This is a genomic window from Stutzerimonas balearica DSM 6083 (assembly GCF_000818015.1).
GTDB lineage: Bacteria > Pseudomonadota > Gammaproteobacteria > Pseudomonadales > Pseudomonadaceae > Stutzerimonas > Stutzerimonas balearica.
This window is the reverse complement of record NZ_CP007511.1, coordinates 3,757,501-3,783,962: the sequence shown is the minus strand read 5'-3', so window position 1 is coordinate 3,783,962 and position 26,462 is coordinate 3,757,501. Positions and strand designations below refer to the sequence as shown.

Sequence of the window (26,462 nt, the reverse complement as noted above, 5' to 3'; positions counted from 1 at the left end):
TGGGCTGAAACCCAGCCTACTGGATCACCCGGAGCGGCCGCTGTTTGCTGTTTGTAGGAGCGAGCTTGCTCGCGATCAGGGCTCGAGCGCTTCGCCTGCAAGCCTGCTGCTACGGGGGCGGTGTCCGGCGGAGCCGCTGAGCAGGTTATTCCAGCTTCGTAGGGTGGGCTTCAGCCCACCGAGTCGGGGTTGCGGCGGCGCCAGTTCAGAACAGCCAGGGTCAGAACAGGAAATAGCGCTGCGCCATCGGCAGCACCTCGGCCGGCTCGCACCAGAGCAATTGCCCGTCCGCACGGACCTGATAGTTCTGCGGGTCGACCTGGATGTCCGGTGTGTAGTCGTTGTGGATCAGGTCCTTTTTCTGCACCTGACGACAGCCCTTCACCACGCCGATCTTCTTCTTCAGCCCCAGCTGTTCCGGCACGCCGGCTTCGAACGCGGCCTGGCTGATGAAGGTGAAGCTCGACGCGTGCAGCGAGCCGCCAAAGCTCGCGAACATCGGTCGGTAGTGCACCGGTTGCGGTGTCGGGATCGACGCATTGGCGTCGCCCATCAGGCTCGCGGCAATGGCGCCGCCCTTGAGGATCAGGCTCGGCTTGACGCCGAAGAACGCCGGACGCCAGAGCACCAGGTCGGCCCACTTGCCCACTTCGATCGAGCCCACCTCGTGGCTGACGCCGTGGGTGATCGCCGGGTTGATGGTGTACTTGGCGATGTAGCGTTTGGCGCGGAAGTTGTCGTTGCCCGCGCCGTCGCCGGGCAGGGCGCCGCGCTGCTTCTTCATCTTGTCGGCGGTCTGCCAGGTGCGGGTGATCACCTCGCCGACGCGGCCCATGGCCTGGCTGTCGGAGCTGAGCATGGAGAAGGCGCCGAGGTCGTGGAGAATGTCCTCGGCGGCGATGGTCTCGCGGCGGATGCGGCTCTCGGCGAAGGCCACGTCCTCGGCGATGCTCGGGTCGAGGTGGTGGCAAACCATGAGCATGTCCAGGTGCTCGTCGATGGTGTTGCGGGTAAAGGGCCGGGTCGGGTTGGTCGAGCTGGGCAGCACGTTGGCGAAGCCGCAGGCCTTGATGATGTCGGGCGCGTGGCCGCCACCGGCGCCTTCGGTGTGGTAGGTGTGGATCGTGCGGCCCTTGAACGCGCCGAGGGTCGTCTCGACGAAGCCCGATTCGTTCAGCGTGTCGGTATGAATCGCCACCTGCACGTCGTATTGGTCGGCGACCGACAGGCAGTTGTCGATGGCCGCCGGCGTAGTGCCCCAGTCCTCGTGCAGCTTGAGGCCGATGGCACCGGCCTTGACCTGCTCGATCAGCGGCTCGGGCAGCGAGGCATTGCCCTTGCCGGTGAAGCCGATGTTCATCGGGAAGGCGTCTGCGGCCTTGAGCATCATCGCCATGTGCCAGGGGCCAGGCGTCACCGTGGTGGCGTTGGTGCCGGTCGCAGGCCCGGTACCGCCGCCAATCATGGTAGTGACGCCGCTCATCAGCGCCTCTTCGATCTGCTGCGGGCAGATGAAGTGGATGTGCGAGTCGATGCCGCCGGCGGTGAGGATCATGCCTTCGCCGGCGATGACTTCGGTGCTGGCGCCGATGGCGATGGTCACATCGGGCTGAATGTCCGGGTTGCCGGCCTTGCCGATGGCGGCGATGCGGCCGTCCTTGAGACCCACGTCGGCCTTGACGATGCCCCAGTGGTCGAGGATCAGCGCGTTGGTGATCAGGGTATCGACCACTTCGGCGGCGCACAGCTGGCTCTGGCCCATGCCGTCGCGGATCACCTTGCCGCCGCCGAACTTCACCTCTTCGCCATAGGTGGTGAAGTCTTTTTCGACTTCGATCCACAGGTCGGTGTCGGCCAGGCGCACCTTGTCGCCGACGGTGGGGCCGAACATGTCGGCATAGGCTTGGCGGGAAATCTTCATCCGTATCGTCTCGCGTAGGGTGGATGGCCGAAGCCATCCACCGATCCTGTTCACGGTGGAAAAGCCTTCGGCGTTTTCCACCCTACGAAAAGCGCTGTGCCCTAGAGCGCGCCCATTATCCGCCCGGCAAAGCCGAACACCCGGCGCTCGCCGGCCAGCTCGACCAGCTGGACCTCTCGGCTCTGTCCCGGTTCGAAGCGCACCGCGGTGCCGGCCGGGATGTTCAGGCGCATGCCGCGCGTGGCGGCGCGGTCGAAGGTGAGGGCGTCGTTGGTTTCGAAAAAGTGGTAATGCGAGCCGACCTGAATCGGCCGGTCGCCGCTGTTCGCAACCGAGAGGGTCAGGGTGCGGCGGCCGGCGTTGAGTTCGATCTCGCCGTCCTGGATCTGGTATTCGCCGGGAATCATGGTTGGGACGTCCTGTTCAGGGTCAGTTGCATCATGGTCAGGTCCAGCCAGCGGCCGAACTTGCAGCCGACCTGGCGCATCTGGCCGACATGGATGAAGCCCAGTTGCTGGTGCATATGCACCGAGGCGCGGTTCTCGCTTTCGATGAAGGCGACCATCACGTGCTTGTCGAGCATGCGGGCGCGCTCGATCAGCGCCTTCATCAGGCTGCGGCCGATGCCGCTGCCGCGATGGTCGGGGCTCACGTACACCGAGTTCTCCACGGTATGACGAAAGCCGTCGTGGGGGCGCCAGGGGCCGAAGGAGGCATAGCCGGCCACGCGGCCCCCTTCGTCGATGGCGACCAGCACGGGGTAGCCCTGCGCGTGACGCTCGGCCAGCCAGGCCTGGCGGTTGGCGAGGTCGACGCAGTGGTCGTTCCAGATCGCCGTGCTGTTCTGCACCGCGTCGTTGTAGATCTGCAGGATGCCTTCGAGGTCGGTGTCCAGGGCGTCGCGTATCTGCACGTTGGTTTCCTTCAAGAACGGTTCAAGGTCGTGGGCAGTAGACATTGACCGATATTTCAGGCGATTGGTTGATGCACCGTGACCAGCTTGGTGCCGTCCGGGAAGGTCGCCTCGACCTGGATCTCCGGAATCATCTCCGGCACGCCTTCCATGACCTGTTCGCGGGTGAGCAGGGTGGTGCCGTAGTGCATCAGCTCGGCGACCGTCTGGCCGTCGCGCGCGCCTTCGAGCAGTGCTGCGGAGATGTAGGCCATGGCCTCCGGGTAGTTGAGCTTCACACCGCGGGCCAGCCGGCGCTCGGCCACCAGGCCGGCGGTGAAGATCAGCAGCTTGTCTTTTTCTCTGGGTGTGAGGTCCATCGTGGCTTCCAGTCGCTGACGGGAGCGATGCCGCGCCCGTCGTGTTGTTGTTCGGTCCGTATCGGTGGAAAACGCTGCGCGGTTTTCCACCCTACGATTACCAGATAGTGCGCGCACGCCGGGGCGCCGGCGTAGGGAGGGCAGCGGCGCAGCCGTGCCCACCGATTATTCAGGTACTCCAGATTCGCGGCGGTACCGCTTCGCGGCCCAGCAGTTCGGGGCGCAACAGCCGCCACAGGTCGATCAGCCAGGCGCGGGCGTGCAGCGCCTCGTCGGCCAGACAGCGCGCCACGATGAGCCCCGGCAGTTGCGTCAGGTCACCGCGCACGCGGCTGGGCAATTCACGGCAGCGTTCCAGCAGGTCCGCGTCGAGCTCGCCGCTGGCGATGAGGGTCGCGAACACCGAACGCCCGTCGAGGCCGATCGGTGAGTCGAGCAACGCATCGGCGCCGGCGATGCGCTGGCGCTCGTGCCAGATCAGCCGGTCGTCGCGACGGATATCCAGGCGCGCCTGGAATTGCCCGGCGTCGAAGCGCTCGCCTGCTGCCGGCCGGCCAAGGGCGACGATGTCCCAGTAGAACAGCCGGGCGTCGCCGTGCAGCTCGATGCGAGTGTTCAGCCCGGCCTGAGCCGCGGAATAGACGATGGTCTCCTGCGGCAGCCATTCCAGCGTGGCACCGGTTTCGACGCGCAGGCGCAGGTCCTGAAAGGCCGGGCTGGCGGCGCGATACCACTTGGCTGCACCGGGGCTGGTCAGCTGCGCCCAGGCGCCGGGGCCGAGCGTGACGCTGATGTCTAGCCGATCCCCGCCGGCGATGCCGCCCGGGGGGTGGACGATGATGTGCTGGCAGACTTCCGGCCCTTCGGGATACAGATGCTTCTGCACCCGTAACGGTCCGCTATGGCGGCGCAGCACCGGGCGCGTCGCGTCGCCGATGCGGGTATAGCCGAGCTCGAGTTCGGCCTGCCAGTGCGGGGTGAAGGGGTGAGTCAGAACGGTCATGCCTGGCTGCCAGTGGTTGTTGACTGGGCAGACAGCAATAGTCGTGCCTTCGCCGGCGCTGGCCCACGCGGCGGGCCCGAACGCTGGCTGGTTGAGGTGCGGCGGGGTAGGTCTTGCACCGTGCTGGTGCGGGATATCTGCGCACGCCAAGCGGTGCCCCGAAATGAGGCGTCGGCGCTCAGGGTTGCCGCGAACCGCTGGCCTGAGCGAAGAAGCGCTGCTTGGTCCATTCCGAACAGGCCGCATAGAGCAGCGTGATCAGCAGAACCGCGCCGAGCACCGATGCCGGCAGTGGCTGCAGGGCGAACCAACCGCCGATTGGCGTGTAGGGCAGCAGCACGGTCAGCAGCGCGATGAGCAGTGAACTGACCAGCAGGAAGCGCCCCGGCCGGCTGCGGTAGAACGGCTTGTGCGTGCGCACCACGAAGATGATCACGAGTTCGGTGATCAGCGATTCGACGAACCAGCCGCTGCGAAACAGCTCCGGATGCTCGCCTACCAGGTACGGCAGCACGCCGAAGGTGAGCAGATCGAAGGCCGAGCTGATCAGGCCGAACTGGATCATGAAGCGGCGCACCTCGCCGATGTCCCAGCGATGCGGCGTGCGTGACCAGTCGGCATCGACGCGGTCACCGGCGATGCCGATGGCCGGAATGTCGGAGAGAAAGTTGTTGAGCAGGATCTGCTTGGCCAGCAGCGGCAGGAAGGGCAGGAAGAACGAGGCCACGGCCATGCTGATCATGTTGCCGAAGTTGGCGCTGGTGGTCAGGTAGATGTACTTCAGCGTGTTGGCGAAGGTACGCCGGCCTTCGTCGATGCCCTGACGGACCAGGCCCAGCTCGTGGCGCAGCAGGACGAAATCGGCCGCCTCCTTGGCCACGTCCACCGCGTTGTCCACCGAGATGCCGACGTCCGCGGCATGCAGTGCCGGCGCGTCGTTGATGCCGTCACCGAGAAAGCCCACCACGTGGCCGGTCTTCTGCAGCGCACGGATGATGCGCTCCTTCTGGTTGGGATCGACCTCGGCGAACAGGCTGACCCGCGGCGCCAGGTTGATCAGCGCCTCGTCGCGCATCTGCCCGATCTCGGCGCCGGTGATGACGCGCTCGACATCGATGCCGACGCTCTCGGCCACCTGCCGGGCGATCAGGCGGTTGTCGCCGCTGATGATCTTCACCGCCACGCCCAGCTCGCGCAGCGCCGCCAGCTCCTCGCGCACACCGGGCTCGGGTGGGTCGAAGAACAGCAGGAAGCCGGCGAAGACCAGCGCCTGCTCATCATCGACGGTACAGCGCTCGCCTTCCATGGAGCGCCAGGCAAGGCCGAGCACCCGATAGCCGGCGGCGCTCCAGGCGGCGAAGCGGGCCGCCAGCGCCTCACGCCGCTCGGCGGTCAACGGCAGCACGGCATCGCCCTGTTGCACGAATGCCGACACCTGCAGCACGTTATCCAGCGCACCCTTGCAGATCAGCCGTGGCGCGGGCTCGCTAGCGTCGCGCAAGAGCACGCTCAGGCGCTTGCGGACGAAGTCGTAGGGAATTTCATCGAGCTTGTCGGCGCCAGTCATGGCCGGCGCCTTGTCGCGGGCGTAGTCGCCGATCGCCTCGTCCAGCGGGTTGTGCAGGCCAGTCTGCAGCGATGCGTTGAGCCAGGCCATGCGCAGCACCCTGCTGCTGGGCTGGCCGTCGGCGTCCAGCGCGCCGTCGAGGGCCACCACGCCGCGGGTGAGGGTGCCGGTCTTGTCGGTGCAGAGTGTGTCCATCGCGCCGAGATTCTCGATGGCGTTGAGATGGCGCACGATCACGCCGCGCCCCGCCATGCGTCGCGCGCCGGCCGAAAGGGTCGCGCTGAGGATCGCCGGCAACAGCTCCGGCGACAGCCCGACGGCCAGGGCGATGGCGAACATCAGGGTGTCCAGCGGCGGTCGGTCGAGGAACAGGTTGAGCCCGAGCACCGCCGTGACCATCACCAGCATCACCCGCAGCAGCAGACCGCCGAACTGGCGCAGGCCGCGCTCGAACTCGGTTTCCGGCGGGCGCAGCACCAGCGAGCGCTCGATATGGCCCAGCTCGGTATGCAGGCCGCAGCGCACGGCCAGCAGGCGCGCCGTGCCGCTGCGCTGCGAGGTACCGCGGAACAGGCAGTTGTCGCGCTGCACCAGGGCGGCGTCGCTGGCGACCCGGATCGCCTGCTTTTGCACCGGAAAGGTCTCGCCGGTCAGCAGGGCCTGGTTGACGAAGCAGTCGCGCGCCTCGACCAGCCGGCCATCGGCCGGAATCAGGCTGCCGGCCGAGAGCTCGACGATATCGCCGGGCACCACTTCATCCGCGGCCAGGCTCTGCAGGCGCCCGTCGCGCCAGACATCGGCGCGGCTGGCCACCTGTTCGCGCAGGCGCGCAATCGCGCGGTTGGAACGGACCTCGTGCAGGCTGCCGACCAGCGCGCTGGCGATGACGATGGCCAGCACGATCAGGGCATCCAGCCAGTCATGGGCGATCAGCGCCACCAGCGCGCCGATCAACAGGATCAGCACCAGCGGGCTGGACAGCTGGCGCAGCAGCGAGGCGCCGAACTGCCGCGCCAGGTTCGGCCGGTACGTACGCCTGACCGACGGCTGACGCGCGGCGGCAGCGTCGCTGGCGAGCCCGCCCGGGCCGCTCTTCAGGCTGGCGTAGAGCTCATCCAGCGGCTGGCTCCAGTAGTCCGGCGTGACCGTCTCGTGGTGGTCTGCGGCCCCGGCCCGCAAGGCGTCCCGGGAGAGCCAGAAGCCGGGCAGCATCGGCAGCCAGAAGCTCAATACGCGAAACAGCAGCGTTGCCGACAGGCCGGCCGCCAGCGGCACGCCGGCCCAGCTGAGGGTCGCCACCGCGGCGGCCTCGAACGCCCCCAGCCCACCCGGCACGATGCCGACACTGCGCAACACGCTGGCCAGCATGAAGCTGGCGAAGATGCCGGCGAAGGGCGCCGCGTGGCCGACCGCGTGAAGCAGCGCCCAGAGGGTCAGGGCGTCAAGCAGGATGATCAGCAGTGAATAGCCGCTGGCCCAGCTCAGCAGGCGCGGATTGCGCGTGAGCCGGGGCTCGGCCGCGAACACCATCGCCAGCAGGCGTTGCATCCAGCGCACGTGTTGCAGGCGCCTGGCCAGGGCGCCCTGCGGCAGCCCGGCGATCAGCGGCGCGGCGATCGCCATGAGGCCGCAAAACAGCATGAAGGCTGCGCTGGTGGCGATCACGGCGAGACTGCCATGGCCGCTGTCGATCGCGATGAAGAGGGCGGCGCCGAGCGCCAGCAGGTAGGCCACGAAATAGGCCGACACGCTGACGATGAAGCAGCTGGAAACCTGAGACGCAGCGATGCCGCGGCGTTGCAGCAGGGCGACCACTGCCACCGCTCCGCTGAATCCGGAGGAAGGCAGGGCCTGGTCGATGAACAGCTTGGTCAGGCTGAGTTTGGTGGCGTCCCACAACGGCAGCGACGTGCCCGCGGCCGTCAGTACCTGGCGATACAGTTGGCCCTGGACGACGTAAGTCAGCCCCTGCAGCGCGATGGCGACCAGCAGCCAGGCCGGCTCGGCCTGGCTGAGAACCAGGGCGAAGTGGCTGGCGTCGGCCAACTGCAGGACGCCGACCACCAGCGCGCCGAGCATGGCCGCGCCCAACAGCCAGGACAGCCAGATCAGCGGCCTGGCATGTTCGGTCGGGGCGGAAGAGTCGAACGCATCGTGCATGCCGTGCACCCCCTGCTGGAGCCAACGCTGTCAATCATCGGCCCGGCGGGAGAACCGGAGATTGACACCGATCAGGCGCCCCCGTGGGGGCGCTGCAGCAAGGCTAGATCGCCACCAGGCGTTGCACACCCTCGGCGGCCATGTTTTCGCCACGGCCCTGCTGGATGATCTCGCCGCGGCTCATCACCAGGTACTGGTCGGCCAGTTCGGCGGCGAAGTCGTAGAACTGCTCCACCAGGAGGATCGCCATGTCGCCGCGCTCCGCGAGCTTCTTGATCACCGCGCCGATCTCCTTGATCACCGAGGGCTGGATGCCTTCGGTGGGTTCGTCGAGGATCAACAGGCGCGGCTGGCTCGCCAGCGCGCGGCCGATGGCGAGCTGCTGTTGCTGGCCGCCAGAGAGGTCGCCGCCGCGACGGTGCTTCATTTCCTGCAAAACCGGGAACAGCTCGTAGATGAACAGGGGTACTTCCTTGGCTTCCCTGGCGTTGAAGCGGGACAGGCCCATCAGCAGGTTTTCCTCGACGGTCAGGCGGCCGAAGATCTCGCGCCCCTGCGGCACGTAGGCGATGCCGGCGTGCACGCGCTGGTGCGGCTTGAAGCCGGTGATCGGCTTGCCCTCCCAGTTCACCGCGCCTTCCTTGGCCGGGATCAGGCCCATCAGGCACTTGAGCAGGGTGGTCTTGCCGACGCCGTTGCGTCCGAGCAGGCAGGTGACTTCGCCGACCTTCGCCTCGAACGAGAGGCCGCGCAGGATATGGCTGCCGCCGTAGTACTGGTGCAGTTGCTGGACTTGCAGCATGTCGATGTCCTTGTTTCTTTTGTGACGCGTGGAAAAGGCTGCGCCGCTTTCGGTGGATAAGCCTGCGGCGTTATCCACCCTACGATTCGACGGGCGTAGGGTGGATGGCCGAAGCCATCCACCTTTTTGCTCAGCGCCCCAGATACACCTCGATCACCCGCTCGTCCGCCTGCACCTGTTGCAGCGAACCCTCGGCCAGCACCTGGCCCTGGTGCAGCACGGTGACGTGGTCGGCGATGGTCTCGACGAAGCCCATGTCGTGCTCGACCACCATCAGCGAATGCTCGCGCGCCAGCGACTTGAACAGCTCGGCGGTGAACTCGGTCTCGGCATCGGTCATACCGGCTACCGGCTCGTCGAGCAGCAAGAGCTGCGGCGACTGCATCAGCAGCATGCCGATCTCGAGGAACTGCTTCTGCCCGTGGGACAGCAGCCCGGCCGGGCGATGACGCGACTGGCCGAGGCGGATGGTCTCCAGCACTTCGTCGATGCGGTCCTTCTGCTCGCCGTTGAGCTTGGCTCTCAAACTCGCCCATACCGACTTGTCGGTCTTCTGCGCCAGCTCCAGGTTCTCGAACACTGAAAGCGCTTCGAACACCGTGGGCTTCTGGAATTTGCGGCCGATGCCGGCCTGGGCGATGTCCACCTCGCTCATGCGGGTCAGGTCCAGGGTTTCGCCGAACCAGGCGCTGCCGCTGGTGGGGCGCGTCTTGCCGGTGATGACATCCATCATGGTGGTCTTGCCGGCGCCGTTGGGGCCGATGATGCAGCGCAGCTCGCCAACACCGATGTACAGGCTCAGATCTGTCAGTGCCTTGAAGCCGTCGAAGCTGACGTTGATGTCTTCCAGGCTGAGGATGGTGCCGTGGCGTACGTCCAGGCCCTTCTCGGCGACCCGGCCGAGGCCGATGGCATCGCGGGTCAGGCCACCCCCGGTGGGGTCGAAGCCGTCGATGACGGCGCTGCAGGGTACGGTTTTCATTCTTCGCCCCTCCGCTTGATGAGGCCGATGACGCCCTTGGGCAGGTACAGGGTGACGACGATGAACAGCGCACCGAGGGCGAACAGCCAGTATTCGGGGAAGGCCACGGTGAACCAGCTCTTCATGCCGTTGACGAGGCCGGCGCCGAGCAGGGGGCCGATCAGCGTGCCGCGTCCGCCGAGGGCGACCCAGACGGCCGCCTCGATGGATTGCGTCGGCGCCATCTCGCTGGGGTTGATGATCCCCACCTGCGGCACATAGAGCGCGCCGGCCAGGCCGCAGAGCACCGCTGACAGCGTCCAGATGAACAGCTTGTAGCCGCGCGGGTCGTAGCCGCAGAACATCAGCCGGTTCTCGGCATCGCGCAGGGCGGTGAGCACCCGGCCGAACTTGCTGCGCGCCAGGCGAAAGCCCAGGTACAGGCTGCCGGCCAGGAGCGCCACGGTGGCGAGAAACAGCGTGGCGCGGGTCGCCGGCGCCGAGATCGAGAAACCAAGGATGGTCTTGAAATCGGTGAAGCCGTTGTTGCCGCCGAAGCCGGTCTCGTTGCGGAAGAACAGGAGCATGCCGGCGAAGGTCAGCGCCTGGGTCATGATCGAGAAGTACACGCCCTTGATCCGCGAGCGGAAGGCGAAGAAGCCGAAGACGAAGGCCAGCACGCCGGGTACCAGCACCACCAGGCACATGGCCCAGAGAAAGCTCGACGTGCCGTACCAGTACCAGGGCAGCTCGTTCCAGGCGAGGAAGCTCATGAATGCCGGCAGGCCGTCACCGGCGCTCTGGCGCATCAGGTACATGCCCATGGCGTAACCGCCGAGGGCGAAGAACAGGCCGTGGCCGAGGGACAAGAGCCCCGCGTAACCCCAGACCAGATCCAGCGCCAGGGCGACGATGGCGTAGCAGAGGATCTTGCCCACCAGGGTCAGGGTGTAGGCCGAGACGTGCAGGGCATGCTCGGCCGGCAGCAGGTGCAGCAGCGGCATGGCGACGAGGACGGCTAGGACCACGCCGAGCGCCACGGCGGTGAGTGTCGGGCCGGCCTTCCGCGCAGCGGTGATTGCGAGTGGCTGGTTCATGCGCAGCTCTCCTGTAGGAGCGAGCTTGCTCGCGAAAGGGTAAACACGCGGGTGTCGGCAAGCTCTGGTTCGCGAGCAAGCTCGCTCCTACGGGGACAACGCGGCGAGAGGTGGAGGCTTTTCAATCGATCACCCTCCCTTTCAGCGCGAACAGTCCCTGCGGACGCTTCTGGATGAAGAGGATGATCAGCGCGAGGATGAGGATCTTGCCCAGCACGGCGCCGATCTGCGGTTCGAGGATCTTGTTGGCGATGCCGAGGCCGAAGGCGGCGAAGATGCTGCCGGCCAGCTGGCCGACACCGCCGAGCACCACCACCAGGAAGGAATCGATGATGTAGCTCTGGCCGAGGTCCGGGCCGACGTTGCCGATCTGGCTCAGGGCCACGCCGCCGAGCCCGGCGATGCCGGAGCCCAGCCCGAAGGCCATCATGTCGATGCGCCCGGTGGGAACGCCGCAGCAGGCGGCCATGTTGCGGTTCTGCGTTACCGCGCGCACGTTCAGGCCCAGGCGCGTCTTGTTCAGCAAGAGCCAGGTCAGGAGCACCACGAACAGCGCGAAGCCGATGATCACCATGCGGTTGTACGGCAGCACCAGGTTCGGCAGCACCTGCAGGCCACCGGACAGCCAGGCCGGGTTGGCGACCTCGACGTTTTGCGCGCCGAACAGCACCCGCACCAGCTGGATCAGGATCAGGCTGATGCCCCAGGTCGCCAGCAGGGTTTCCAGCGGGCGGCCGTACAGATGGCGGATCACCGTGCGCTCCAGCGCCATGCCGATCGCGGCGGTGACGAAGAAGGCCACCGGCAACGCCACCAGGGGGTAGAAGGCGAGGGCTTCCGGGGCGAGCCGCGCCATCAGCACCTGCACCATGTAGGTGGTGTAGGCCCCGAGCATGAGCATCTCGCCGTGGGCCATGTTGATCACCCCGAGCAGGCCGAAGGTGATCGCAAGGCCGAGGGCGGCGAGCAGCAGGATCGAGCCCAGCGACAGACCGCTGAAGGCCTGACCGAGCAGCTCGCCGATCAGGAGCTTGCGCTTGACCTGGGCCAGGCTGGTCTCGGCGGCCTTGCGCACGTTGGCGTCGGTTTCCGCCTCGTCGGCCAGCAGGTTCTCCAGGCGCACCCGGGCCATGGGCGCGCCGGTTTCGCCGAGCAGGCGCACCGCGGCGAGGCGTACGGCGGGGTCGCTCGCGGTCAGCTGCAGGTTGGCCAGCGCCAGGGTCAGCGCTTCGCTGACGGCGGCATCGTCCTCGGCGTTCAGGCGCTGCTGGAGCAGCTCGAGCTGTTCCGGCTTGCCGCTGCGCTGCAGGCGCTTGGCCGCGGCGAGGCGCTGCGCGGGGTCTTCGGCGAACAGCTGGTGGCTCGCCAGAGCGGTGTTGAGCAGGCCGCGCAGGCGGTTGTTCAGGCGCAGCTTCTTCGGCGTGCCGACCGGCTCGATATCACCTTCGAGGGCACGGTAGGCTCCGTTTTCCTCGATGAAGGGCGTCTTGTTCTGGTCGATGGCCACGCGATTGGCGCGCAGCGCTTCGATCAGCGGCAGCCGCTCAGGCGCCGGCGCGGCGGCCCAGCTTTCCAGCAGTCTGGCCTGTTTGGCCGGACTGGCCTTGGCGTAGTCGGCCGCGACTCCGGCCTGGGCTGCCCAGGGCAGAACCAGTAGGAGCAGCAGCAATAATCGGTGCAGGGCAGTGTTCATCTGTGCATTCCCCAGGGGGCGCCGGGTGCTCTCTTAGCGGAGCTGGCGGCGGTGGGCAGGCGGATGAGAACGTCTCGACTACGCGTCCCGAACCGCCCAACGAAAGCCGAGCGATCGTGGGGTGGATCGGGACGCGAAATCGGTGCGTCACCCATCCACCATGACGACCGCAGCGGTTAGTTCGACTTCACCGCGTAATCCGGCTTCTTGTCGTTGCCCGGGATGTAGGGGCTCCACGGCTGGGCGCGGACCGGGCTTTCGGTTTCCCAGACCACCGAGAACTGACCATCCTCCTGAACCTCGCCGATCATTACCGGCTTGTGCAGGTGATGGTTCTTCTCGTCCATGGTCAGGGTGTAGCCGCTCGGCGCCTCGAAGGTCTGCCCGGCGAGGGCATCGCGCACCTTGTCCACCTCGGTGCTGCCGGCTTTCTCGACCGCCTGCGCCCACATGTGGATGCCGACGTAGGTGGCTTCCATCGGGTCGTTGGTCACCGCCTTGTCGGCGCCTGGCAGGTTCTGGGCCTTGGCGTAGGCCTTCCACTTGCTGACGAAGGCTTCGTTGACCGGGTTCTCCACCGACTGGAAGTAGTTCCAGGCGGCCAGGTGGCCGACCAGCGGCTTGGTGTCGATGCCACGCAGTTCTTCCTCGCCGACCGAGAAGGCGACGACCGGAACGTCGGTGGCGTCCAGGCCCTGGTTGGCCAGCTCCTTGTAGAAGGGCACGTTGGAGTCGCCGTTGATGGTCGACACCACGGCAGTCTTGCCGCCGGCGGAGAACTTCTTGATGCTGGCGACGATGGTCTGGTAATCGCTGTGACCGAACGGCGTGTAGACCTCTTCGATACTGGATTCCGGCACGCCCTTGCTGATCAGGAAGGCGCGCAGGATCTTGTTGGTGGTGCGCGGGTAGACGTAGTCGGTACCGAGCAGGAAGAATCGCTCGGCGCTGCCGCCGTCTTCGCTCATCAGGTACTCGACGGCGGGGATGGCCTGCTGGTTCGGTGCGGCGCCGGTGTAGAAGACGTTCGGCGACAGTTCCTCGCCTTCGTACTGCACCGGGTAGAACAGCAGGCCGTTGAGCTCTTCATAGACCGGCAGCACGGATTTGCGCGATACCGAAGTCCAGCAACCGAAGGTCACCGCCACCTTGTCCTGGGTCAGCAGCTGACGGCCCTTCTCGGCGAACAGCGGCCAGTTGGAAGCCGGGTCGACCACCACCGGTTCGAGCTGCTTGCCGAGCACGCCGCCCTTGGCGTTGATCTCATCGATGGTCATCAGCGCCATGTCCTTGAGCGAGGTCTCGGAGATGGCCATGGTGCCGGACAGCGAATGCAGGATGCCGACCTTGATGGTTTCGGCGGCCTGCAGGGTGAACGGGAACAGGCCGCTGAGCATCAGGGCACTGGCGGCGAGGGTGGTCTTGATCAGAGGACGGCGTTTCATTGTGGGGCTCCTTGGCTGTCCGTGCGCAACTGTGGGCTGAAAACATCGGAACGCCAGGAGCAATGGCAGCATCCGTGCCAAATGGCGCAAAGCCTTCTGCGACGCCGCTTTGCGCCGATCCGGGGGCGATCGGGCAGCTTTCTAGGTGAGCCATGCTGGTGCATCGCAGGGCGCGTGGTGCACTGCCAGGGTCCGCTTTGCCCGATTTCGGTGCCGGCCCGCCACTTGCCCGTTGCGGGCCTGGCTTCTAGCATGGCCGGCCCGCTCCGAGACCCCTCGCCATGCCCCGTCCACCGCGTTCTCCATCCTCGCGATCGCCTGCCAGAGCGCCTGCGCCGCGGCGCGTCGCCAAGGCGCCGCCGGCCGAGCCGCGGCTGTTGCTGCTGAACAAGCCGTTCGACGTGCTCACGCAGTTCGCCGATGCCGATGGTCGTGCGACCTTGAAGGACTTCGTCTCGGTGCCGGGCGTCTACCCCGCCGGGCGCCTGGATCGCGACAGCGAGGGTCTGTTGCTGCTGACCAACGACGGTCGGTTGCAGGCGCGTATCGCCGACCCGAAGCACAAGCTGCCCAAGACCTACTGGGTGCAGGTGGAAGGCGAGGTGGACGAGACACAGCTGGAGCGGCTGCGTCAGGGCGTCGAGCTGAACGACGGCATGACCCTACCGGCCGAAGCGCGGCAGCTCCATGAGCCCGAGCTGTGGCCGCGCAATCCGCCGGTGCGCTTTCGCAAGAGCGTACCGACCAGCTGGCTAGAGCTGGTGATTCGCGAAGGGCGCAATCGCCAGGTCAGGCGCATGACGGCGGCGGTTGGCTTGCCGACCTTGCGCCTGGTACGGGTGCGCATCGGCCCCTGGGCGCTGGACGGCCTGCAGCCGGGCGAGTGGCGGGAAGTGCCGGCGCAGCTGTAGCGCGCCGGCCGGTGCCTCAACTCAGTGCGGGATGCCCTGAGTCACTTCGATGATGTATCCGATGACCGGCTTGGCGAGAAACGCGAACAGGCACAGGCCGAGACCGAGGAAGAGGATGGCGGTGCCAAGGCGCCCGGCCTTCGACTTCTTGGCCAGGTCCCAGATGATGAAGGCCATGAAGGCCATCAGCCCGCCGACCAGCACGATCATCATCCACTTTTCGAAAACTTCGGGATCCACAGGGTTCTCCTGACTGACTTCGACGACGGCGCCCGTGGCAGGCCGGGCGCGAAAACGGGGCAGTATACGCCTGCCGCAGCCGGCAGGTGCGTCCGCTGGTTGGACGGTCGTGGTCATGCAGCGTTCGGTGTGGCCGCTGGCTGGCGGTTGGCGTTCAGTAGCTCGCCTTGATCACGTCGATGCCTTTGTTCAGCACCAGGCGCCAGGCTTGCAGGTCCGCCTGTTCGAGTTGCCTGTCGTGCTGGCCTATGGTCTTGAGAAGGGCTTCGACCCACAGGTCGTAGAGCTCTGGGCGGATATCCAGGCCTGCGCGTGAGTGGCTCTGGCCCAGCGCGCGAAGCTTGGTGTCTGGCATGCCGCGGGCGAACAACACGAGGTTGAGAATGCCGGCGCGCAGCAGCTGCTTCTGCGCAGTCATGTCGGTACGCACGAATTTTTCGCGCACGGCGGGCGAGCTGGCGAGAAAGGCAGCGTAGAAGTCGTCGAAAAAGCCTGCGCTCGCGCAGCAGCGGCCATAGCTCTGCATGACGCGGTTGGTGTCTTTCATGGTCTTTCCTGGGCACGAAGGGTTGTTGCAGCGCGTCTGGGCGCGCGACGGTGGCCGGTCGATAACAGGCGGACCGGCGCAGAAGGGCGCGGATTATAGGCAGTAGCCCTTCGAATGCCAGGGATGTGCTGTGCGCCCGGTCTCAGCTTCGCAAATGCTCGAGCGGAAGTTCGGTGCTGGAGACCACCTGGCGCAGCACGAAGCTGGAGCGCACGCTGGAGACGCCTTCGATGCGCGTCAGCGTGCCAAGCAGGAACTGCTGGTAGTGGTCCATATCCGGCACCACGACCTTGAGCTGGTAGTCGGCGTCCATACCGGTGACCAGGCTGCACTCGAGTACCTCGGGGCATTTGCCGATCACGCCTTCGAAATGCTCGAAGCGTTCCGGCGTATGCCGGTCCATGCCGATCAGCACGTAGGCGGTCAGTGTCAGGCCGAGTTTCTTGCGTTCGAGCAGGGCGACCTGGCGGGCGATGTAGCCGTCATCTTCGAGCTGCTTGACGCGGCGCGAGCAGGGCGAGGCGGATAGGCCGATGCGTTCGGCCAGTTCCTGGTTGGAGATACGCGCATCGCGTTGCAATTCCGCGAGGATACGCAGGTCGTAGCGATCGAGTTTGCTCATGCTTGCCTACTGATGGAAATTTATTGTGCAGAATCTATCTCTGTAGAGATTTATTGCGCAATTTATCTGTAGGGCAGCAATTTTAGCAAACACCTGTCGCGCCGCGGCGCGTAAGCTACTCCCAACTTCCGCTTCCGGCAGAACGCGACACAGGCTAACCCGCTGGTGTCCCATGCTCGCCTCACAAGGGTTCGCATTCCGGAGCTGCACCGCCTCACTACGGCGCTGCCGAAGATGCCGTTATCCACGGCCAACCCCTCGAAGTAAAAGACCACGCCTAGGCGTGGTCTTTTTTTTTGCTAGCGGTTCAGATCCGGTAGGTAGTCTTGGTCATCACTTTGGCGACCAGGCTCATGCCGAATTTGACCGGCGCCGGGAAGCGCAAGCCTCCGGCGTCGAGCGCCGAGGTGGAGTGCTTGGCTTCATCCTCGCGCATCTGCTCGAGGATAGCCCGTGACTTCTCGTCTTGAGTCGGCAGCTGCTGCAGATGTTCGTCGAGGTGCTTGCACACCTGATCCTCCGTCGCCGCAACGAACCCCAGGCTGATGCGGTCGCTGATCAGGCCGGCGGAGGCGCCGATACCGAAGGACAGGCCATAGAAGAGGGGGTTGAGCACGCTGGTATGGCTGCCGAGCTGGCGGATGCGCTGTTCGCACCAGGCCAGGTGGTCGACCTCCTCGTCGGCCGCCTTTTCCATCGATTCGCGCACACGCGGCAGGCGCGCAGTCAGCGCCTGGCCCTGATAGAGCGCCTGGGCACAGACCTCGCCGGTATGGTTGATGCGCATGAGGCCGGCCACGTGGCGAGCTTCGCTTTCGCTCAGTTCGGCGTCCGGCTTGATCACGGCGGGCGAGGGGCGGCCGGGCTGCCCGCTGAACGGCAGCAGGGTGCGCAGGGCTGAGTCGGCCTGCATCAGCAGGCGATCGACGGGTGAATAATGACGCTGGCTTGTCATGCTGGGCTCCCGATAGTCATTACCTTGGGCATGCGGTAGATGTGGCCGCTCAGCCCGGTGGCCAGTGCAGCTGGCGCTGACCAAGTACATGCATGTGGATGTGGTAGACCGTCTGGCCGCCGAGGTCGTTGCAGTTCATCACCACGCGAAAGCCGTCCTCGCAGCCAAGCTGCTCGGCCAGGCGCTGTGCCGTGAAGAGGATGTGGCCGGCGAGCGGCTTGTCGTCCTCTTCGCTCAGGTCATGCAGCGTGGGGATGTGCTTTTTCGGAATGACCAGGAAGTGGACCGGGGCCTGAGGAGCGATGTCATGGAAGGCGATCACATCGTCGTCCTCGTAGAGCTTGCGCGCAGGTATGTCGCCCGCCACGATCTTGCAGAACAGACAATCCATCGTGTTTCTCCGGTGCTCGAATGCCAGACAGTGTATCAGCCCGTCACGGAGCCGATGAATCTCGACAGGGAGGCGGGCGTTGCGCAATGACATTCACGATCTGAGCCTGGTGCTCGAGTCTCGCGTGCGGTTGGTGGTCATCGAGTCCTGGGACGAACCGCGGGTCTTGGAGCTGCTGACCGGGCTGGCGATCAAACGGGGCACCGGGCTGTGCGTCTGGTCGGTGACCGAAGGGCTGCGCCGCCTTGGGTTCGACGGTGAGCCGCTGGGCGACGAAGACAGTACGGCGCCGGAGGTGGCGTTGAAACGGCTGCGGAGAGCGCCCCAGGCCGGGCTCTATGCCTTTTGCGATCTGCACCCGTTCCTCGACGATCCACGCATCGTGCGCTTGATCAAGGAAATCGCGCTGGCCCAGGCGGTCGATGCGCCCACGCTTGTGCTGGTATCGCATGCGCTGAAGTTGCCGGCGGAGGTCCAGCGTCTGGCCGCGCATTTCTCCCTTGCGCTGCCGGGTGATGACGACCTGTTGGCGATCGTGCGCGAAGAGGCGGCGCGCTGGAGCGAGCGCAATCAGGGCCTGCGCGTGAAAACCGACAACCTCACCCTGCAGCAGGTAGTGAAGAACTTGCGCGGTATGGGGCACGGCGAGGCGCGTAGCCTGGCGCGCACTCTGATCTGCGATGACGGAGCGATCACCCAGGAAGACCTGCCGGAGCTCAACCGTGCGAAGTTTCGTCTGCTGGACATGGACGGCGTGCTGGGGTTCGAGCACGAAACCGCGCGGTTCGCCGAGGTTGGTGGTCTGCGCACCTTCAAGCGCTGGCTGGGCGAGCGGCAAGGGGCCTTTCTTTCCGGTCAGGGTTCGGACCTGCCGCGGGGTGTCCTGCTGGTCGGTGTGCAGGGAAGCGGCAAGAGCCTGGCCGCCAAGGCAGTTGCGGGGCTCTGGGGGCTGCCGTTGCTGCGCCTGGATTTTGGTTGCCTGTACAACAAGTATTTCGGCGAAACGGAACGCAACCTGCGTGAGGCGCTGCGTCTGGCCGAGCAGATGGCGCCTTGCGTACTGTGGATGGATGAGGTCGAGAAGGGGTTGGCTACCGGCGAGATGGATGGCGGGGTCAGCCAGCGCGTGCTGGGGACGCTCCTGACCTGGATGGCCGAGCGCACTGCGCCGGTGTTCATGGTGGCGACGGCCAACGCGATCGACCGTCTGCCCCCAGAGCTGCTGCGCAAGGGTCGTTTCGACGAGCTGTTTTTCGTCGACCTGCCTGATCGCCAGGTGCGCGCGGACATCTTTCGCATTCACCTGGCTCGGCGCGAGCTGGACAGCACGGCGTTCGACCTGGAGGCTCTGGCCGCGGCGAGCGAGGGGTTCTCCGGGGCGGAAATCGAACAGGCGGTCGTCAGTGCGGTTTATGCCGGGCAGGCGCAGCGCCAGGCTGTGACCCAGGGCATGCTGCTGAGCTGCATCAGTGCCACTGCGCCGTTGTCCGTGGTGATGGCCGAGGAGATCGCAGCCCTGCGCGCGTGGGCCGCGGGGCGTACGGTCATGGCCGACTAGCGCGGCTAGCCGTGCTGCGTGCCCGTGAAGAAGGCGCCAATCAATACCAGCAACCATAGGGCGGCCAGCACCTTGACTGCCGTGCCGTTAGGTGGAGGCGGCGCGCCGAATCGGTTGATGCCGGCTTTGCCCGGTACAGCTGCCAGCACCAGCGGCATGAGGCTGCCGACGACCGGCACGAAGTGCAACAGCATGAGCCAGCCGGAGAGATTCATGTCGTGCAGCCGCTGCACGCCAATCTGGACGTTGACCACAGCCGCCGCGCTGATGATGACAACCGCCAGAACGATCGCCGCGGGCGCCAGCCATGCGAACAGCGGCATGATTGCCAGGACTAGCGCGACCAGCGCCATCATCGCGACCAGCGACCAGGCCAGGTAGCGCAGGCGACCGATACGGCCCTTAAGCGAAAATACCTTTAGCTCGGCAAAGCCAGCGGGGGGCTCGTCCAGCTGTGTGCGAGGAGGTGCATAGGGCGAGTCTGACGTGGCGGCAGCAGCGGTCTGGGAGAGCGCCGCCTGCCTGGCAAGATACTTGTCGATGAAGATCGAGCAGTGCGAGCACTGCTCGGCCTGTGGCTGCTCGGTCTGGCATTTCGGACAGGTCATGCGCCGGCCGGGACCGGCTTCGGTCGACGCTTCGATGGTCATAAGGCTGAGCGATGGCGGCGGCGCTTCCGCTTCGCGACGCGCCAAGGCACCGGCGTGCTGCAGGGCGGCCAGGTAACGCGCCGCCTGGTCGGCGCTCAGGCCTTTTTTCAATACCCGTTCGGCGCCGTCGAAGAACGCGGCGAAGCGTGCTTCATCGGTCTTGAACAGCGTCGCGAGATTGCGTTTCACATCCTCGGGGGCGGTGCCCGACGCGCACTGGCCGGAAAAGACGATCCGATAGGTCGATTGGGTCATGTGGCATCCATGTCACAGGGGAGGCAGGCGCGCCTCAGAAAGGTTTGACGATCACCAGGATGACGATCGCGATCAGAAACAGTACCGGCACCTCGTTGAACCACCGATAGAACACATGGCCACGGGTGTTCTCGTCCCGTGCAAAGCGTTTGAGCTGCGCGCCACACAGGTGGTGATAGCCGATCAACAATACGACCAGCGCCAGCTTGGCGTGCAGCCAGCCGCCGGTGGCGAAAAGCGCCGGGTTGAGCACGATCATCCAGATCCCGAAGATCAGGGTGGCGATCATCGATGGCACCATGATGCCCCGATACAGCTTGCGTTCCATCACCTTGAAGCGCTCCCGGCTGGGCACGTCCTCACTCATGGCGTGGTACACGAACAGGCGCGGCAGGTAGAAAAGGCCGGCAAACCAGCAGACGATGGCGATCACATGCAGCGCCTTGATCCACAGATAGAGCATCGGGGCGATCCTTGAGGTCGGAGCGGGCGATAGTAGTGGTTCGGGTGACTGCTCGTCATCCCGGCGGTTGGCCCCTGTACAAAGCGGCTTTATCATCACGCCCTTCAATGGCGCTTTTGTTCGCGAGGCAGTGCATGGTCAAGGTCGGTATCGTCGGCGGGACGGGCTACACCGGTGTGGAGTTGTTGCGCCTACTGGCACAGCACCCGCAGGCAGAGGTGGCGGTCATTACCTCGCGTTCGGAAGAGGGCGTTAAGGTCGCAGACATGTTCCCCAACTTGCGCGGGCACTATGACGAGCTGGCCTTCAGTGTTCCCGACGCGAAGACGCTGGGCAGCTGCGACGTGGTGTTTTTCGCGACGCCACATGGCGTAGCGCATGCGCTGGCTGGCGAACTGCTAGCGGCGGGCACCCGGGTAATCGACCTCTCGGCAGACTTTCGTCTGCGGGATGCCGACGAGTGGGCCAAGTGGTACGGACAGCCGCACGGCGCGCCTGAATTGCTCGAGTCGGCCGTGTACGGGCTGCCGGAAGTGAATCGCGAGCAGATCAAGGGGGCTCGGCTGATTGCGGTGCCAGGTTGTTATCCGACCGCCACGCAACTGGGCTTCCTGCCATTGCTGGAGAACGGCCTGGCCGACGCTGCGCATTTGATTGCCGACTGCAAGTCGGGTGTCAGCGGTGCCGGGCGAGCCGCCAAGATCGGGTCGCTGTTCACCGAAGCGGGCGAGAGCATGATGGCCTATTCGGTCAAGGGGCATCGCCATTTGCCGGAGATCACCCAGGGGCTGCGGCGTGCCGCTGGCGGCGACGTCGGGCTGACCTTCGTGCCGCATCTGACGCCGATGATCCGGGGAATTCACGCGACGCTGTACGCGACCGTTGCGGATCGCTCGGCCGATCTGCAGGCGTTGTACGAACAGCGCTACGCAAACGAGCCGTTCGTCGATGTGATGCCAGCGGGCAGCCATCCGGAGACGCGAAGCGTGCGTGGGGCGAATCTGTGCCGGATAGCCGTGCACCGGCCGCAGGGTGGCGATCTGGTGGTGGTGCTCTCGGTGATCGACAACCTGGTCAAAGGGGCGTCGGGACAGGCGATCCAGAACATGAATATCCTCTTCGGGCTCGATGAGCGGTTGGGCCTTATGGCCCCGGCCCTGCTGCCGTGAGTGAGCCAGTGCCGACCGACGGCTGGCCTTTGAATAGTTGATCATTTCGCTTGGGTAAGCGGATAATGCCCAGCATCAGGCAGTTTGGCGTCGTGCACGCTAGGAGAACCGAATGAGTGTCGAATCCTTCACGCCCATGGCTATCCAGTTCACTCAGGGGGCTGCGAGCAAAGTGAAGAATCTGGTCGAGGAAGAGGGTAATCCCCGGCTCAAATTGCGGGTGTTCGTGACGGGTGGCGGCTGTTCCGGTTTCCAGTACGGCTTCACCTTCGATGAGGACGTCGCCGACGATGACACTATCATCGAGCGAGAGGGTGTCAGCCTTGTGGTCGATGCGATGAGCTACCAGTACCTCGCCGGTGCGGAAGTCGACTATCAGGAAGGCCTGGAGGGTTCGCGGTTCATCATCAAGAATCCGAACGCCACCACTACCTGCGGTTGCGGTCAGTCGTTCTCTATCTGAGCTGACGGCCGAACGGAAGAAAGCCGCGCTCTGCTGGGCGCGGCTTTTTTATGCCGGATAGATTGCGCCCAGCACGCGAGGTCCCGCCGCGCCGGTTACCTCCGGTTCGTTGCCGGGAATTCGTTCCAGGCAGCAGTGCGCCAGCCAGGCGAACGCCATCGCTTCGACCCAGTCGGCTGGAATACCCAGCGAGTCGGTTGGCAGGACTTCGGCAGGACTGACGAGCTGGGCGATCCTCTGCATCAGCGCTTTGTTCCGCGCACCGCCTCCGCAGACGAGAACGCGCTCGGTGCCGGGTTGGGCGCTCGCCAGCGCTTCGCTGATCGAGCGGGCGGTCAGTTCGAGCAGGGTCGCCTGGACATCCTGGCCGGCAATGGGTGCCCGCTCGGCGAGGTGGCGATCCAGCCAGGCCAGGTTGAACAGTTCGCGACCCGTGCTTTTGGGGCCGCTGGTGGCGAAGAAGCCATCCTTGAGGAAAGCCGAAAGCAGATCGCTATCGGGGCTTCCCCCTGCAGCCCACGCACCGTCGCGGTCGAAGGCGAGGCCTTGCTCACGCTGGATGAAGGCGTCCATCAACACATTACCAGGCCCACAATCGAAGCCGCGCACGGGCTGCTCTGGAGCAAGCAGGCTAAGATTGCTGAACCCGCCGATATTGAGAACCGCCTGCCGGGTTCGGCCATCGGCAAACAGCGCATGGTGGAAGGCCGGGACCAATGGGGCGCCCTGGCCGCCGGCGGCGACGTCGCGACGGCGAAAGTCGGCGACCACGGAGATTCCGCTCAGCTCTGCAAGCAGTGCCGGATTGCCGATCTGAATGGTGAAGCCCCGCTGGGGCTCGTGGCGGACGGTCTGCCCATGACTGCCGATGGCTCGAACCGCGGCTGGCGATAGCGCTTGTGCGTCCAACAGTTCGCCGATTGCGTTCGCTGCCAAGCGTGCCCACTCGTTCTCGGCAATCGCTGCCCGGGCCAGCTCGTCCTGGCCTGGCTCACACAGCGCCAGGAGTTCTGCGCGGAGCCGCGCAGGCATGGGGAGGAAATGGCTGGCGACCAACCTGGGTCTATCGGATTGCTCGACCAGGGCGATGTCCAGCCCGTCTAGGCTGGTGCCGGACATCACGCCCAGGTAGTGCAGCACGCTCAGTCCTGCTTCAGAGCGAGCATTGTGGCGCGTTCTTCATCCATGCGTGCCATCAGTGGGCGGCTGGTGGCCATGAAGCGTGGTAGTTCGCTCTTGGCGATCGGGTCAGCCATTGGAAGTTTCAAGCCGAGTGGGTCTACATGGACGCCATCGACCTGAAACTCATAGTGCAGGTGCGGCCCGGTGGAGAGCCCGGTGGTTCCGATATAGCCGATGATCTGCCCTTGCTTGACCGCAGAACCACTGCGCACGCCTTTGGCGAAACCTTGCATGTGGGCGTAGAGCGTGCGGTAACGATTGCCGTGCTGGATGATCACGGTGTTGCCGTAGCCACCCTTGCGCCCGGCGAGAATCACCTTGCCATCGCCAGCGCTCTTGATGGGGGTGCCGCGTGGCGCAGCGTAATCCACGCCCTTGTGTGCACGAATCTTGTTGAGAATCGGATGCTTACGCCCGTTGGAAAAGCGCGAGCTGATACGCGCGAAATCGACCGGTGTGCGGATGAAAGCCTTGCGCATGCTGGCGCCGTCGGCGGTGTAGTAGCTCGTCGTACCGCTCTTGCTCGTGTAGCGAACGGCCGTGTAGGTCTTGCCGCGGTTCACGAAGCGGGCCGCGAGAATATTGCCGGTGCCAACGCGCTTGCCGTCGACAGTCTTCTCTTCGAATACCACTTCGAATCGGTCGCCCTGACGAATGTCCAGCGCGAAGTCGATGTCGTAGCCGAAGATATTGGCAAGGTCCATGGTGAGGTTGTGACTCAAACCGGCGCGCTTGGCGGCCAGGAAGAGACTGCTGTTAATTTCGCCATGCGCGTAGCGTGTTTCAACGCTGGGCTTGATCTCTTCTTTCTTGAAGGAGTAGCCCGTCGCACTTCTTTCGATGCGCACGCTCTGCAAGGGGCCGACCTGGCTGGAAAGGCTGCGCAGTGCGCCCTGGTCGTCAATGTCGAACTCGAGGGCCTGTCCGACTCTCAAGCGGGCAAGCTGCTTGGCTTCCTTGCTACTGGCCAGCACGTCATGAACAGTGCTTGGCGGCAGGCCCGCCTTGGCAAACAGCGTCGACAGCGTATCGCCATTTGAGACCTTGATGACCTTGACGGCTGGCTCGGTAGCCGGCTCGACCGTGGCCGTGGCGGGCGAACTGGCAGGGTCGACTGTGGCGAATGGCGAGTCGAGAGCGCTGTCGGCATTCGCCTGATCGACTGATTCTTCGCTTTGCATCGCCTGCTCGGCCGCGTACTCGAGCTTCAGATCGATAAAGCTCTTCTTCGCCTCTACCTCTCGAGAGGGAAAGACCAACAGAGCCAGGCTAAGCAGAGCAGCTACACCGCTGGCGGCCAGAAGATGGCTTTTCGGGTAGAGAGGCGCTTTTGGGGTTGGATACGTCATTAGCGTCTGGCATTTGTGCTCGGAAATAACTGCCTAAAATATAAGCAAAGCCTGGCCGGGGCAACCCTGAAGCCCTCATTTCGCCTACCGCTTGGCAGGTCGGCTGCTTTGTATTTCGGCCCTGTTCTTGTAACGTTACAGCCTTCGATTTTCTTGGGTGAGACTGTAAATGAGGTCAGTTAAGGAGCAGTTGTCCGTCATAAAGCGCGGCGCCGATGAGGTCCTCGTGGAGTCGGAGCTGATCACCAAGCTCGAGCGCGGTCAGCCGTTGCGGGTCAAGGCAGGGTTCGACCCCACCGCGCCCGACCTCCATCTGGGGCACACCGTGCTTATTAATAAGCTCAGGCAGTTTCAGGATCTGGGGCACCAGGTCATCTTTCTGATCGGTGACTTCACTGGCATGATCGGTGACCCCAGCGGCAAGAGTGCGACGCGGCCGCCGCTCACTCGAGATCAGGTGTTGGAGAACGCTGAAACCTACAAGGCTCAGGTATTCAAGATTCTCGATCCTCAAAAGACCGAGGTGGCATTCAACTCGACCTGGATGGATCAGCTGAGTCCAGCTGACTTCATCCGGCTGGCGTCCCAGTACACGGTTGCGCGAATGCTTGAGCGAGATGACTTCAAGAAGCGTTACGAAACCAATCAGTCAATCGCTATCCACGAGTTTCTCTATCCGTTGGTACAAGGCTACGACTCGGTAGCGCTGCGCGCGGACGTGGAGCTTGGTGGTACCGATCAGAAATTCAATCTGCTGATGGGGCGCGAGCTGCAGCGGGGCTATGGCCAGGAAAGTCAGTGCATTGTCACCATGCCGCTGTTGGAAGGCCTTGATGGCGTGAAGAAGATGTCCAAGTCGCTGGGCAATTACGTCGGCATCCAAGAGCCGCCGGGAGTGATGTACGGCAAGCTGGTGTCGATGCCTGATACGCTGATCTGGCGCTACTTCGAGTTGCTGAGCTTTCGTTCGGTCGAGGAGGTCGCTGAGTTTCGCCGGGATGTCGAGGCGGGGGCAAACCCTCGCGACATCAAGATCAAGCTTGCCGAAGAGATCGTTGCGCGCTTCCACGGAGAGGAGGCCGCAGCTGCTGCCCATCGCTCCGCGGGCAATCGCCTTAAAGAAGGAGAGGTGCCGGAAGACTTGCCGATGATCAATCTACTGGCCGATGAGTCGATGCCAGTCTCTGCTGTGCTCAACAAGGCTGGTCTGGTCAAGAACGCCGCGGCGGCTCGCGACCTGCTGAGTGCTGGGAGCGTTAAGGTTGATGGGGCGGTAGTGGATCGTACATTTATGTTCGAGCTGGGAGTTGAGTATCTCTGTCAGGCCGGTAAGAAGGCGTTTGCCAAGATACGCGTGGACGCCGAGAAAAGTTGAATGTCGCTATTGACGCCCAGCCAAAGCCCCCTATAATGCGCACCACTTTCGCAGCGAACTGCAGCAAAAAGACCTTTTGAATCAAGAGGTTAGATAGCTGAAAGGGCTTGCAAAGGTGGCGGATTCGAGTAGAATGCGCCGCGCTGGCAGGGCGGAGGTTGTGGCGCTGCTGGTGTCTCGGTCGAATCGATCGAGGTGGTGAAAAAGGCGGTTGACAGCGGAAATTGACGCTGTATGATTCGCCTCCCGCTTCGAGAGGTTGTAGGTTCGGCGAGGCGGCAAGCGATTGAGTAGAAAAGAAATTTTCGAAAAAGAGCTTGACAGGTTGAAAGGCCGCTGTAGAATGCGCGGCCTCGGTCGAGACGAAAGGCTTGATCGAAACGCTCTTTAACAACTGAATCAAGCAATTCG

At 64.6% G+C, this 26,462-nt stretch carries 25 protein-coding genes; 5 read left to right on the top strand and 20 right to left on the bottom strand.

Annotated elements, in window-relative coordinates; translation table 11 throughout:
- Nucleotides 1-220: 220 nt before the first annotated feature.
- The 11 genes from ureC to urtA form a co-directional block, all read right to left on the bottom strand.
- Complete coding sequence (gene ureC, locus CL52_RS17655; protein WP_043222104.1) at nt 221-1,921, bottom strand: urease subunit alpha; 1,701 nt, start codon at nt 1,919-1,921, stop codon at nt 221-223.
- A 101-nt stretch (nt 1,922-2,022) separates the two neighbouring features.
- Nucleotides 2,023-2,328: an urease subunit beta gene (locus CL52_RS17650; RefSeq protein WP_043222103.1), complete on the bottom strand. Its 306-nt coding sequence runs from the start codon at nt 2,326-2,328 to the stop codon at nt 2,023-2,025.
- Nucleotides 2,325-2,879: a GNAT family N-acetyltransferase gene (locus CL52_RS17645; RefSeq protein WP_082042001.1), complete on the bottom strand. Its 555-nt coding sequence runs from the start codon at nt 2,877-2,879 to the stop codon at nt 2,325-2,327. The genes CL52_RS17650 and CL52_RS17645 overlap by 4 nt, the downstream gene beginning before the upstream one ends.
- Before the next feature lie 11 nt (nt 2,880-2,890).
- Nucleotides 2,891-3,193: an urease subunit gamma gene (gene ureA / locus CL52_RS17640; RefSeq protein WP_043222101.1), complete on the bottom strand. Its 303-nt coding sequence runs from the start codon at nt 3,191-3,193 to the stop codon at nt 2,891-2,893.
- A 169-nt stretch (nt 3,194-3,362) separates the two neighbouring features.
- Nucleotides 3,363-4,196 carry an urease accessory protein UreD gene (locus CL52_RS17635; RefSeq protein WP_043222100.1) on the bottom strand — a complete coding sequence of 278 codons (834 nt, stop codon included), beginning with the start codon at nt 4,194-4,196 and terminating at the stop codon, nt 3,363-3,365.
- Nucleotides 4,197-4,374: 178 nt separating this feature from the next.
- Nucleotides 4,375-7,923: a magnesium-translocating P-type ATPase gene (gene mgtA, locus CL52_RS17630; RefSeq protein WP_043222098.1), complete on the bottom strand. Its 3,549-nt coding sequence runs from the start codon at nt 7,921-7,923 to the stop codon at nt 4,375-4,377.
- Between the two features lie 103 nt (nt 7,924-8,026).
- Entirely contained in the window at nt 8,027-8,725 is a 699-nt protein-coding gene (urtE, locus tag CL52_RS17625) for an urea ABC transporter ATP-binding subunit UrtE (RefSeq protein ID WP_043222096.1), read from the bottom strand.
- 130 nt (nt 8,726-8,855) lie between these two features.
- Nucleotides 8,856-9,707, bottom strand: a complete 852-nt coding sequence (urtD, locus tag CL52_RS17620; protein ID WP_041108014.1) for an urea ABC transporter ATP-binding protein UrtD — start codon at nt 9,705-9,707, stop codon at nt 8,856-8,858.
- Nucleotides 9,704-10,783, bottom strand: coding sequence for an urea ABC transporter permease subunit UrtC (gene urtC, locus CL52_RS17615; RefSeq protein WP_041108012.1), 1,080 nt, complete (start codon nt 10,781-10,783; stop codon nt 9,704-9,706). The genes urtD and urtC overlap by 4 nt, the downstream gene beginning before the upstream one ends.
- 121 nt (nt 10,784-10,904) lie before the next feature.
- The gene (urtB, locus tag CL52_RS17610) at nt 10,905-12,476 is read right to left on the bottom strand and encodes an urea ABC transporter permease subunit UrtB (protein ID WP_043222094.1); all 1,572 of its coding nucleotides are present in this window, start codon (nt 12,474-12,476) and stop codon (nt 10,905-10,907) included.
- Between the two features lie 176 nt (nt 12,477-12,652).
- On the bottom strand, nt 12,653-13,921 hold the full coding sequence (urtA, locus tag CL52_RS17605) for an urea ABC transporter substrate-binding protein (protein WP_043222092.1): 1,269 nt from the start codon (nt 13,919-13,921) through the stop codon (nt 12,653-12,655).
- A gap of 281 nt (nt 13,922-14,202) precedes the next feature.
- Here urtA and CL52_RS17600 point away from each other — a divergent pair, with 281 nt between their 5' ends.
- Nucleotides 14,203-14,832 (top strand): pseudouridine synthase, encoded by a 630-nt coding sequence (locus tag CL52_RS17600; protein WP_234292892.1) that lies wholly within the window; start codon nt 14,203-14,205, stop codon nt 14,830-14,832.
- Nucleotides 14,833-14,853: 21 nt separating this feature from the next.
- Here CL52_RS17600 and CL52_RS17595 read toward each other — a convergent pair whose 3' ends face one another.
- The 5 genes from CL52_RS17595 to CL52_RS17575 all read right to left on the bottom strand — a co-directional run bounded on the left by CL52_RS17595 (nt 14,854) and on the right by CL52_RS17575 (nt 17,587).
- Nucleotides 14,854-15,072: a DUF2788 domain-containing protein gene (locus CL52_RS17595; protein ID WP_013984129.1), complete on the bottom strand. Its 219-nt coding sequence runs from the start codon at nt 15,070-15,072 to the stop codon at nt 14,854-14,856.
- Between the two features lie 154 nt (nt 15,073-15,226).
- Nucleotides 15,227-15,619: a globin gene (locus tag CL52_RS17590; RefSeq protein WP_043222087.1), complete on the bottom strand. Its 393-nt coding sequence runs from the start codon at nt 15,617-15,619 to the stop codon at nt 15,227-15,229.
- A gap of 142 nt (nt 15,620-15,761) precedes the next feature.
- The gene (locus CL52_RS17585; RefSeq protein WP_041108000.1) at nt 15,762-16,241 is read right to left on the bottom strand and encodes an Lrp/AsnC family transcriptional regulator; all 480 of its coding nucleotides are present in this window, start codon (nt 16,239-16,241) and stop codon (nt 15,762-15,764) included.
- A 307-nt stretch (nt 16,242-16,548) separates the two neighbouring features.
- Entirely contained in the window at nt 16,549-17,196 is a 648-nt protein-coding gene (gene coq7 / locus CL52_RS17580) for a 2-polyprenyl-3-methyl-6-methoxy-1,4-benzoquinone monooxygenase (RefSeq protein WP_041107998.1), read from the bottom strand.
- 49 nt (nt 17,197-17,245) lie between these two features.
- The gene (locus CL52_RS17575) at nt 17,246-17,587 is read right to left on the bottom strand and encodes a histidine triad nucleotide-binding protein (RefSeq protein ID WP_041107996.1); all 342 of its coding nucleotides are present in this window, start codon (nt 17,585-17,587) and stop codon (nt 17,246-17,248) included.
- 79 nt (nt 17,588-17,666) lie between these two features.
- On the opposite strand from CL52_RS17575, the gene CL52_RS17570 reads away from it, so the two are divergent.
- Nucleotides 17,667-19,145 (top strand): AAA family ATPase, encoded by a 1,479-nt coding sequence (locus CL52_RS17570; protein WP_043222083.1) that lies wholly within the window; start codon nt 17,667-17,669, stop codon nt 19,143-19,145.
- A 5-nt stretch (nt 19,146-19,150) separates the two neighbouring features.
- Here the strand turns inward: CL52_RS17570 and CL52_RS17565 are convergent, their stop codons facing one another.
- Nucleotides 19,151-20,050, bottom strand: a complete 900-nt coding sequence (locus tag CL52_RS17565; RefSeq protein WP_043222080.1) for a DUF805 domain-containing protein — start codon at nt 20,048-20,050, stop codon at nt 19,151-19,153.
- Between the two features lie 34 nt (nt 20,051-20,084).
- On the bottom strand, nt 20,085-20,513 hold the full coding sequence (gene hemJ / locus CL52_RS17560; RefSeq protein WP_043222077.1) for a protoporphyrinogen oxidase HemJ: 429 nt from the start codon (nt 20,511-20,513) through the stop codon (nt 20,085-20,087).
- A gap of 134 nt (nt 20,514-20,647) precedes the next feature.
- Here hemJ and argC point away from each other — a divergent pair, with 134 nt between their 5' ends.
- Nucleotides 20,648-21,682: an N-acetyl-gamma-glutamyl-phosphate reductase gene (argC, locus tag CL52_RS17555; protein ID WP_043222074.1), complete on the top strand. Its 1,035-nt coding sequence runs from the start codon at nt 20,648-20,650 to the stop codon at nt 21,680-21,682.
- Nucleotides 21,683-21,794: 112 nt separating this feature from the next.
- On the top strand, nt 21,795-22,145 hold the full coding sequence (erpA, locus tag CL52_RS17550; RefSeq protein ID WP_041107988.1) for an iron-sulfur cluster insertion protein ErpA: 351 nt from the start codon (nt 21,795-21,797) through the stop codon (nt 22,143-22,145).
- A gap of 48 nt (nt 22,146-22,193) precedes the next feature.
- Here the strand turns inward: erpA and CL52_RS17545 are convergent, their stop codons facing one another.
- Nucleotides 22,194-23,285: an anhydro-N-acetylmuramic acid kinase gene (locus CL52_RS17545; RefSeq protein ID WP_143008648.1), complete on the bottom strand. Its 1,092-nt coding sequence runs from the start codon at nt 23,283-23,285 to the stop codon at nt 22,194-22,196.
- A 2-nt stretch (nt 23,286-23,287) separates the two neighbouring features.
- Nucleotides 23,288-24,676, bottom strand: a complete 1,389-nt coding sequence (locus CL52_RS17540; RefSeq protein WP_200889406.1) for a peptidoglycan DD-metalloendopeptidase family protein — start codon at nt 24,674-24,676, stop codon at nt 23,288-23,290.
- 169 nt (nt 24,677-24,845) lie between these two features.
- Between CL52_RS17540 and tyrS the strand changes: the two genes are divergently transcribed.
- A complete protein-coding gene (tyrS, locus tag CL52_RS17535) occupies nt 24,846-26,051 on the top strand; it encodes a tyrosine--tRNA ligase (RefSeq protein WP_041107987.1) in 1,206 nt (401 codons plus the stop codon).
- The last annotated feature ends 411 nt before the right edge of the window (nt 26,052-26,462 follow it).

Excerpts from the sequence above, each read along its gene's own strand:
- hemJ (WP_043222077.1), bottom strand. The coding sequence starts at position 20,513 with ATGCTCTATCTGTGGATCAAGGCGCTGCATGTGATCGCCATCGTCTGC.
- CL52_RS17635 (WP_043222100.1), bottom strand. The coding sequence starts at position 4,196 with ATGACCGTTCTGACTCACCCCTTCACCCCGCACTGGCAGGCCGAACTC.
- ureA (WP_043222101.1), bottom strand. The coding sequence starts at position 3,193 with ATGGACCTCACACCCAGAGAAAAAGACAAGCTGCTGATCTTCACCGCC.
- CL52_RS17600 (WP_234292892.1), top strand. The coding sequence starts at position 14,203 with ATGCCCCGTCCACCGCGTTCTCCATCCTCGCGATCGCCTGCCAGAGCG.
- CL52_RS17585 (WP_041108000.1), bottom strand. The coding sequence starts at position 16,241 with ATGAGCAAACTCGATCGCTACGACCTGCGTATCCTCGCGGAATTGCAA.
- erpA (WP_041107988.1), top strand. The coding sequence starts at position 21,795 with ATGAGTGTCGAATCCTTCACGCCCATGGCTATCCAGTTCACTCAGGGG.
- urtA (WP_043222092.1), bottom strand. The coding sequence starts at position 13,921 with ATGAAACGCCGTCCTCTGATCAAGACCACCCTCGCCGCCAGTGCCCTG.
- CL52_RS17540 (WP_200889406.1), bottom strand. The coding sequence starts at position 24,676 with ATGACGTATCCAACCCCAAAAGCGCCTCTCTACCCGAAAAGCCATCTT.
- urtC (WP_041108012.1), bottom strand. The coding sequence starts at position 10,783 with ATGAACCAGCCACTCGCAATCACCGCTGCGCGGAAGGCCGGCCCGACA.
- mgtA (WP_043222098.1), bottom strand. The coding sequence starts at position 7,923 with ATGCACGATGCGTTCGACTCTTCCGCCCCGACCGAACATGCCAGGCCG.
- CL52_RS17650 (WP_043222103.1), bottom strand. The coding sequence starts at position 2,328 with ATGATTCCCGGCGAATACCAGATCCAGGACGGCGAGATCGAACTCAAC.
- urtB (WP_043222094.1), bottom strand. The coding sequence starts at position 12,476 with ATGAACACTGCCCTGCACCGATTATTGCTGCTGCTCCTACTGGTTCTG.
- CL52_RS17645 (WP_082042001.1), bottom strand. The coding sequence starts at position 2,879 with ATGTCTACTGCCCACGACCTTGAACCGTTCTTGAAGGAAACCAACGTG.
- argC (WP_043222074.1), top strand. The coding sequence starts at position 20,648 with ATGGTCAAGGTCGGTATCGTCGGCGGGACGGGCTACACCGGTGTGGAG.
- urtD (WP_041108014.1), bottom strand. The coding sequence starts at position 9,707 with ATGAAAACCGTACCCTGCAGCGCCGTCATCGACGGCTTCGACCCCACC.
- CL52_RS17565 (WP_043222080.1), bottom strand. The coding sequence starts at position 20,050 with ATGACCCAATCGACCTATCGGATCGTCTTTTCCGGCCAGTGCGCGTCG.
- urtE (WP_043222096.1), bottom strand. The coding sequence starts at position 8,725 with ATGCTGCAAGTCCAGCAACTGCACCAGTACTACGGCGGCAGCCATATC.
- CL52_RS17590 (WP_043222087.1), bottom strand. The coding sequence starts at position 15,619 with ATGAAAGACACCAACCGCGTCATGCAGAGCTATGGCCGCTGCTGCGCG.
- ureC (WP_043222104.1), bottom strand. The coding sequence starts at position 1,921 with ATGAAGATTTCCCGCCAAGCCTATGCCGACATGTTCGGCCCCACCGTC.
- tyrS (WP_041107987.1), top strand. The coding sequence starts at position 24,846 with ATGAGGTCAGTTAAGGAGCAGTTGTCCGTCATAAAGCGCGGCGCCGAT.
- coq7 (WP_041107998.1), bottom strand. The coding sequence starts at position 17,196 with ATGACAAGCCAGCGTCATTATTCACCCGTCGATCGCCTGCTGATGCAG.
- CL52_RS17575 (WP_041107996.1), bottom strand. The coding sequence starts at position 17,587 with ATGGATTGTCTGTTCTGCAAGATCGTGGCGGGCGACATACCTGCGCGC.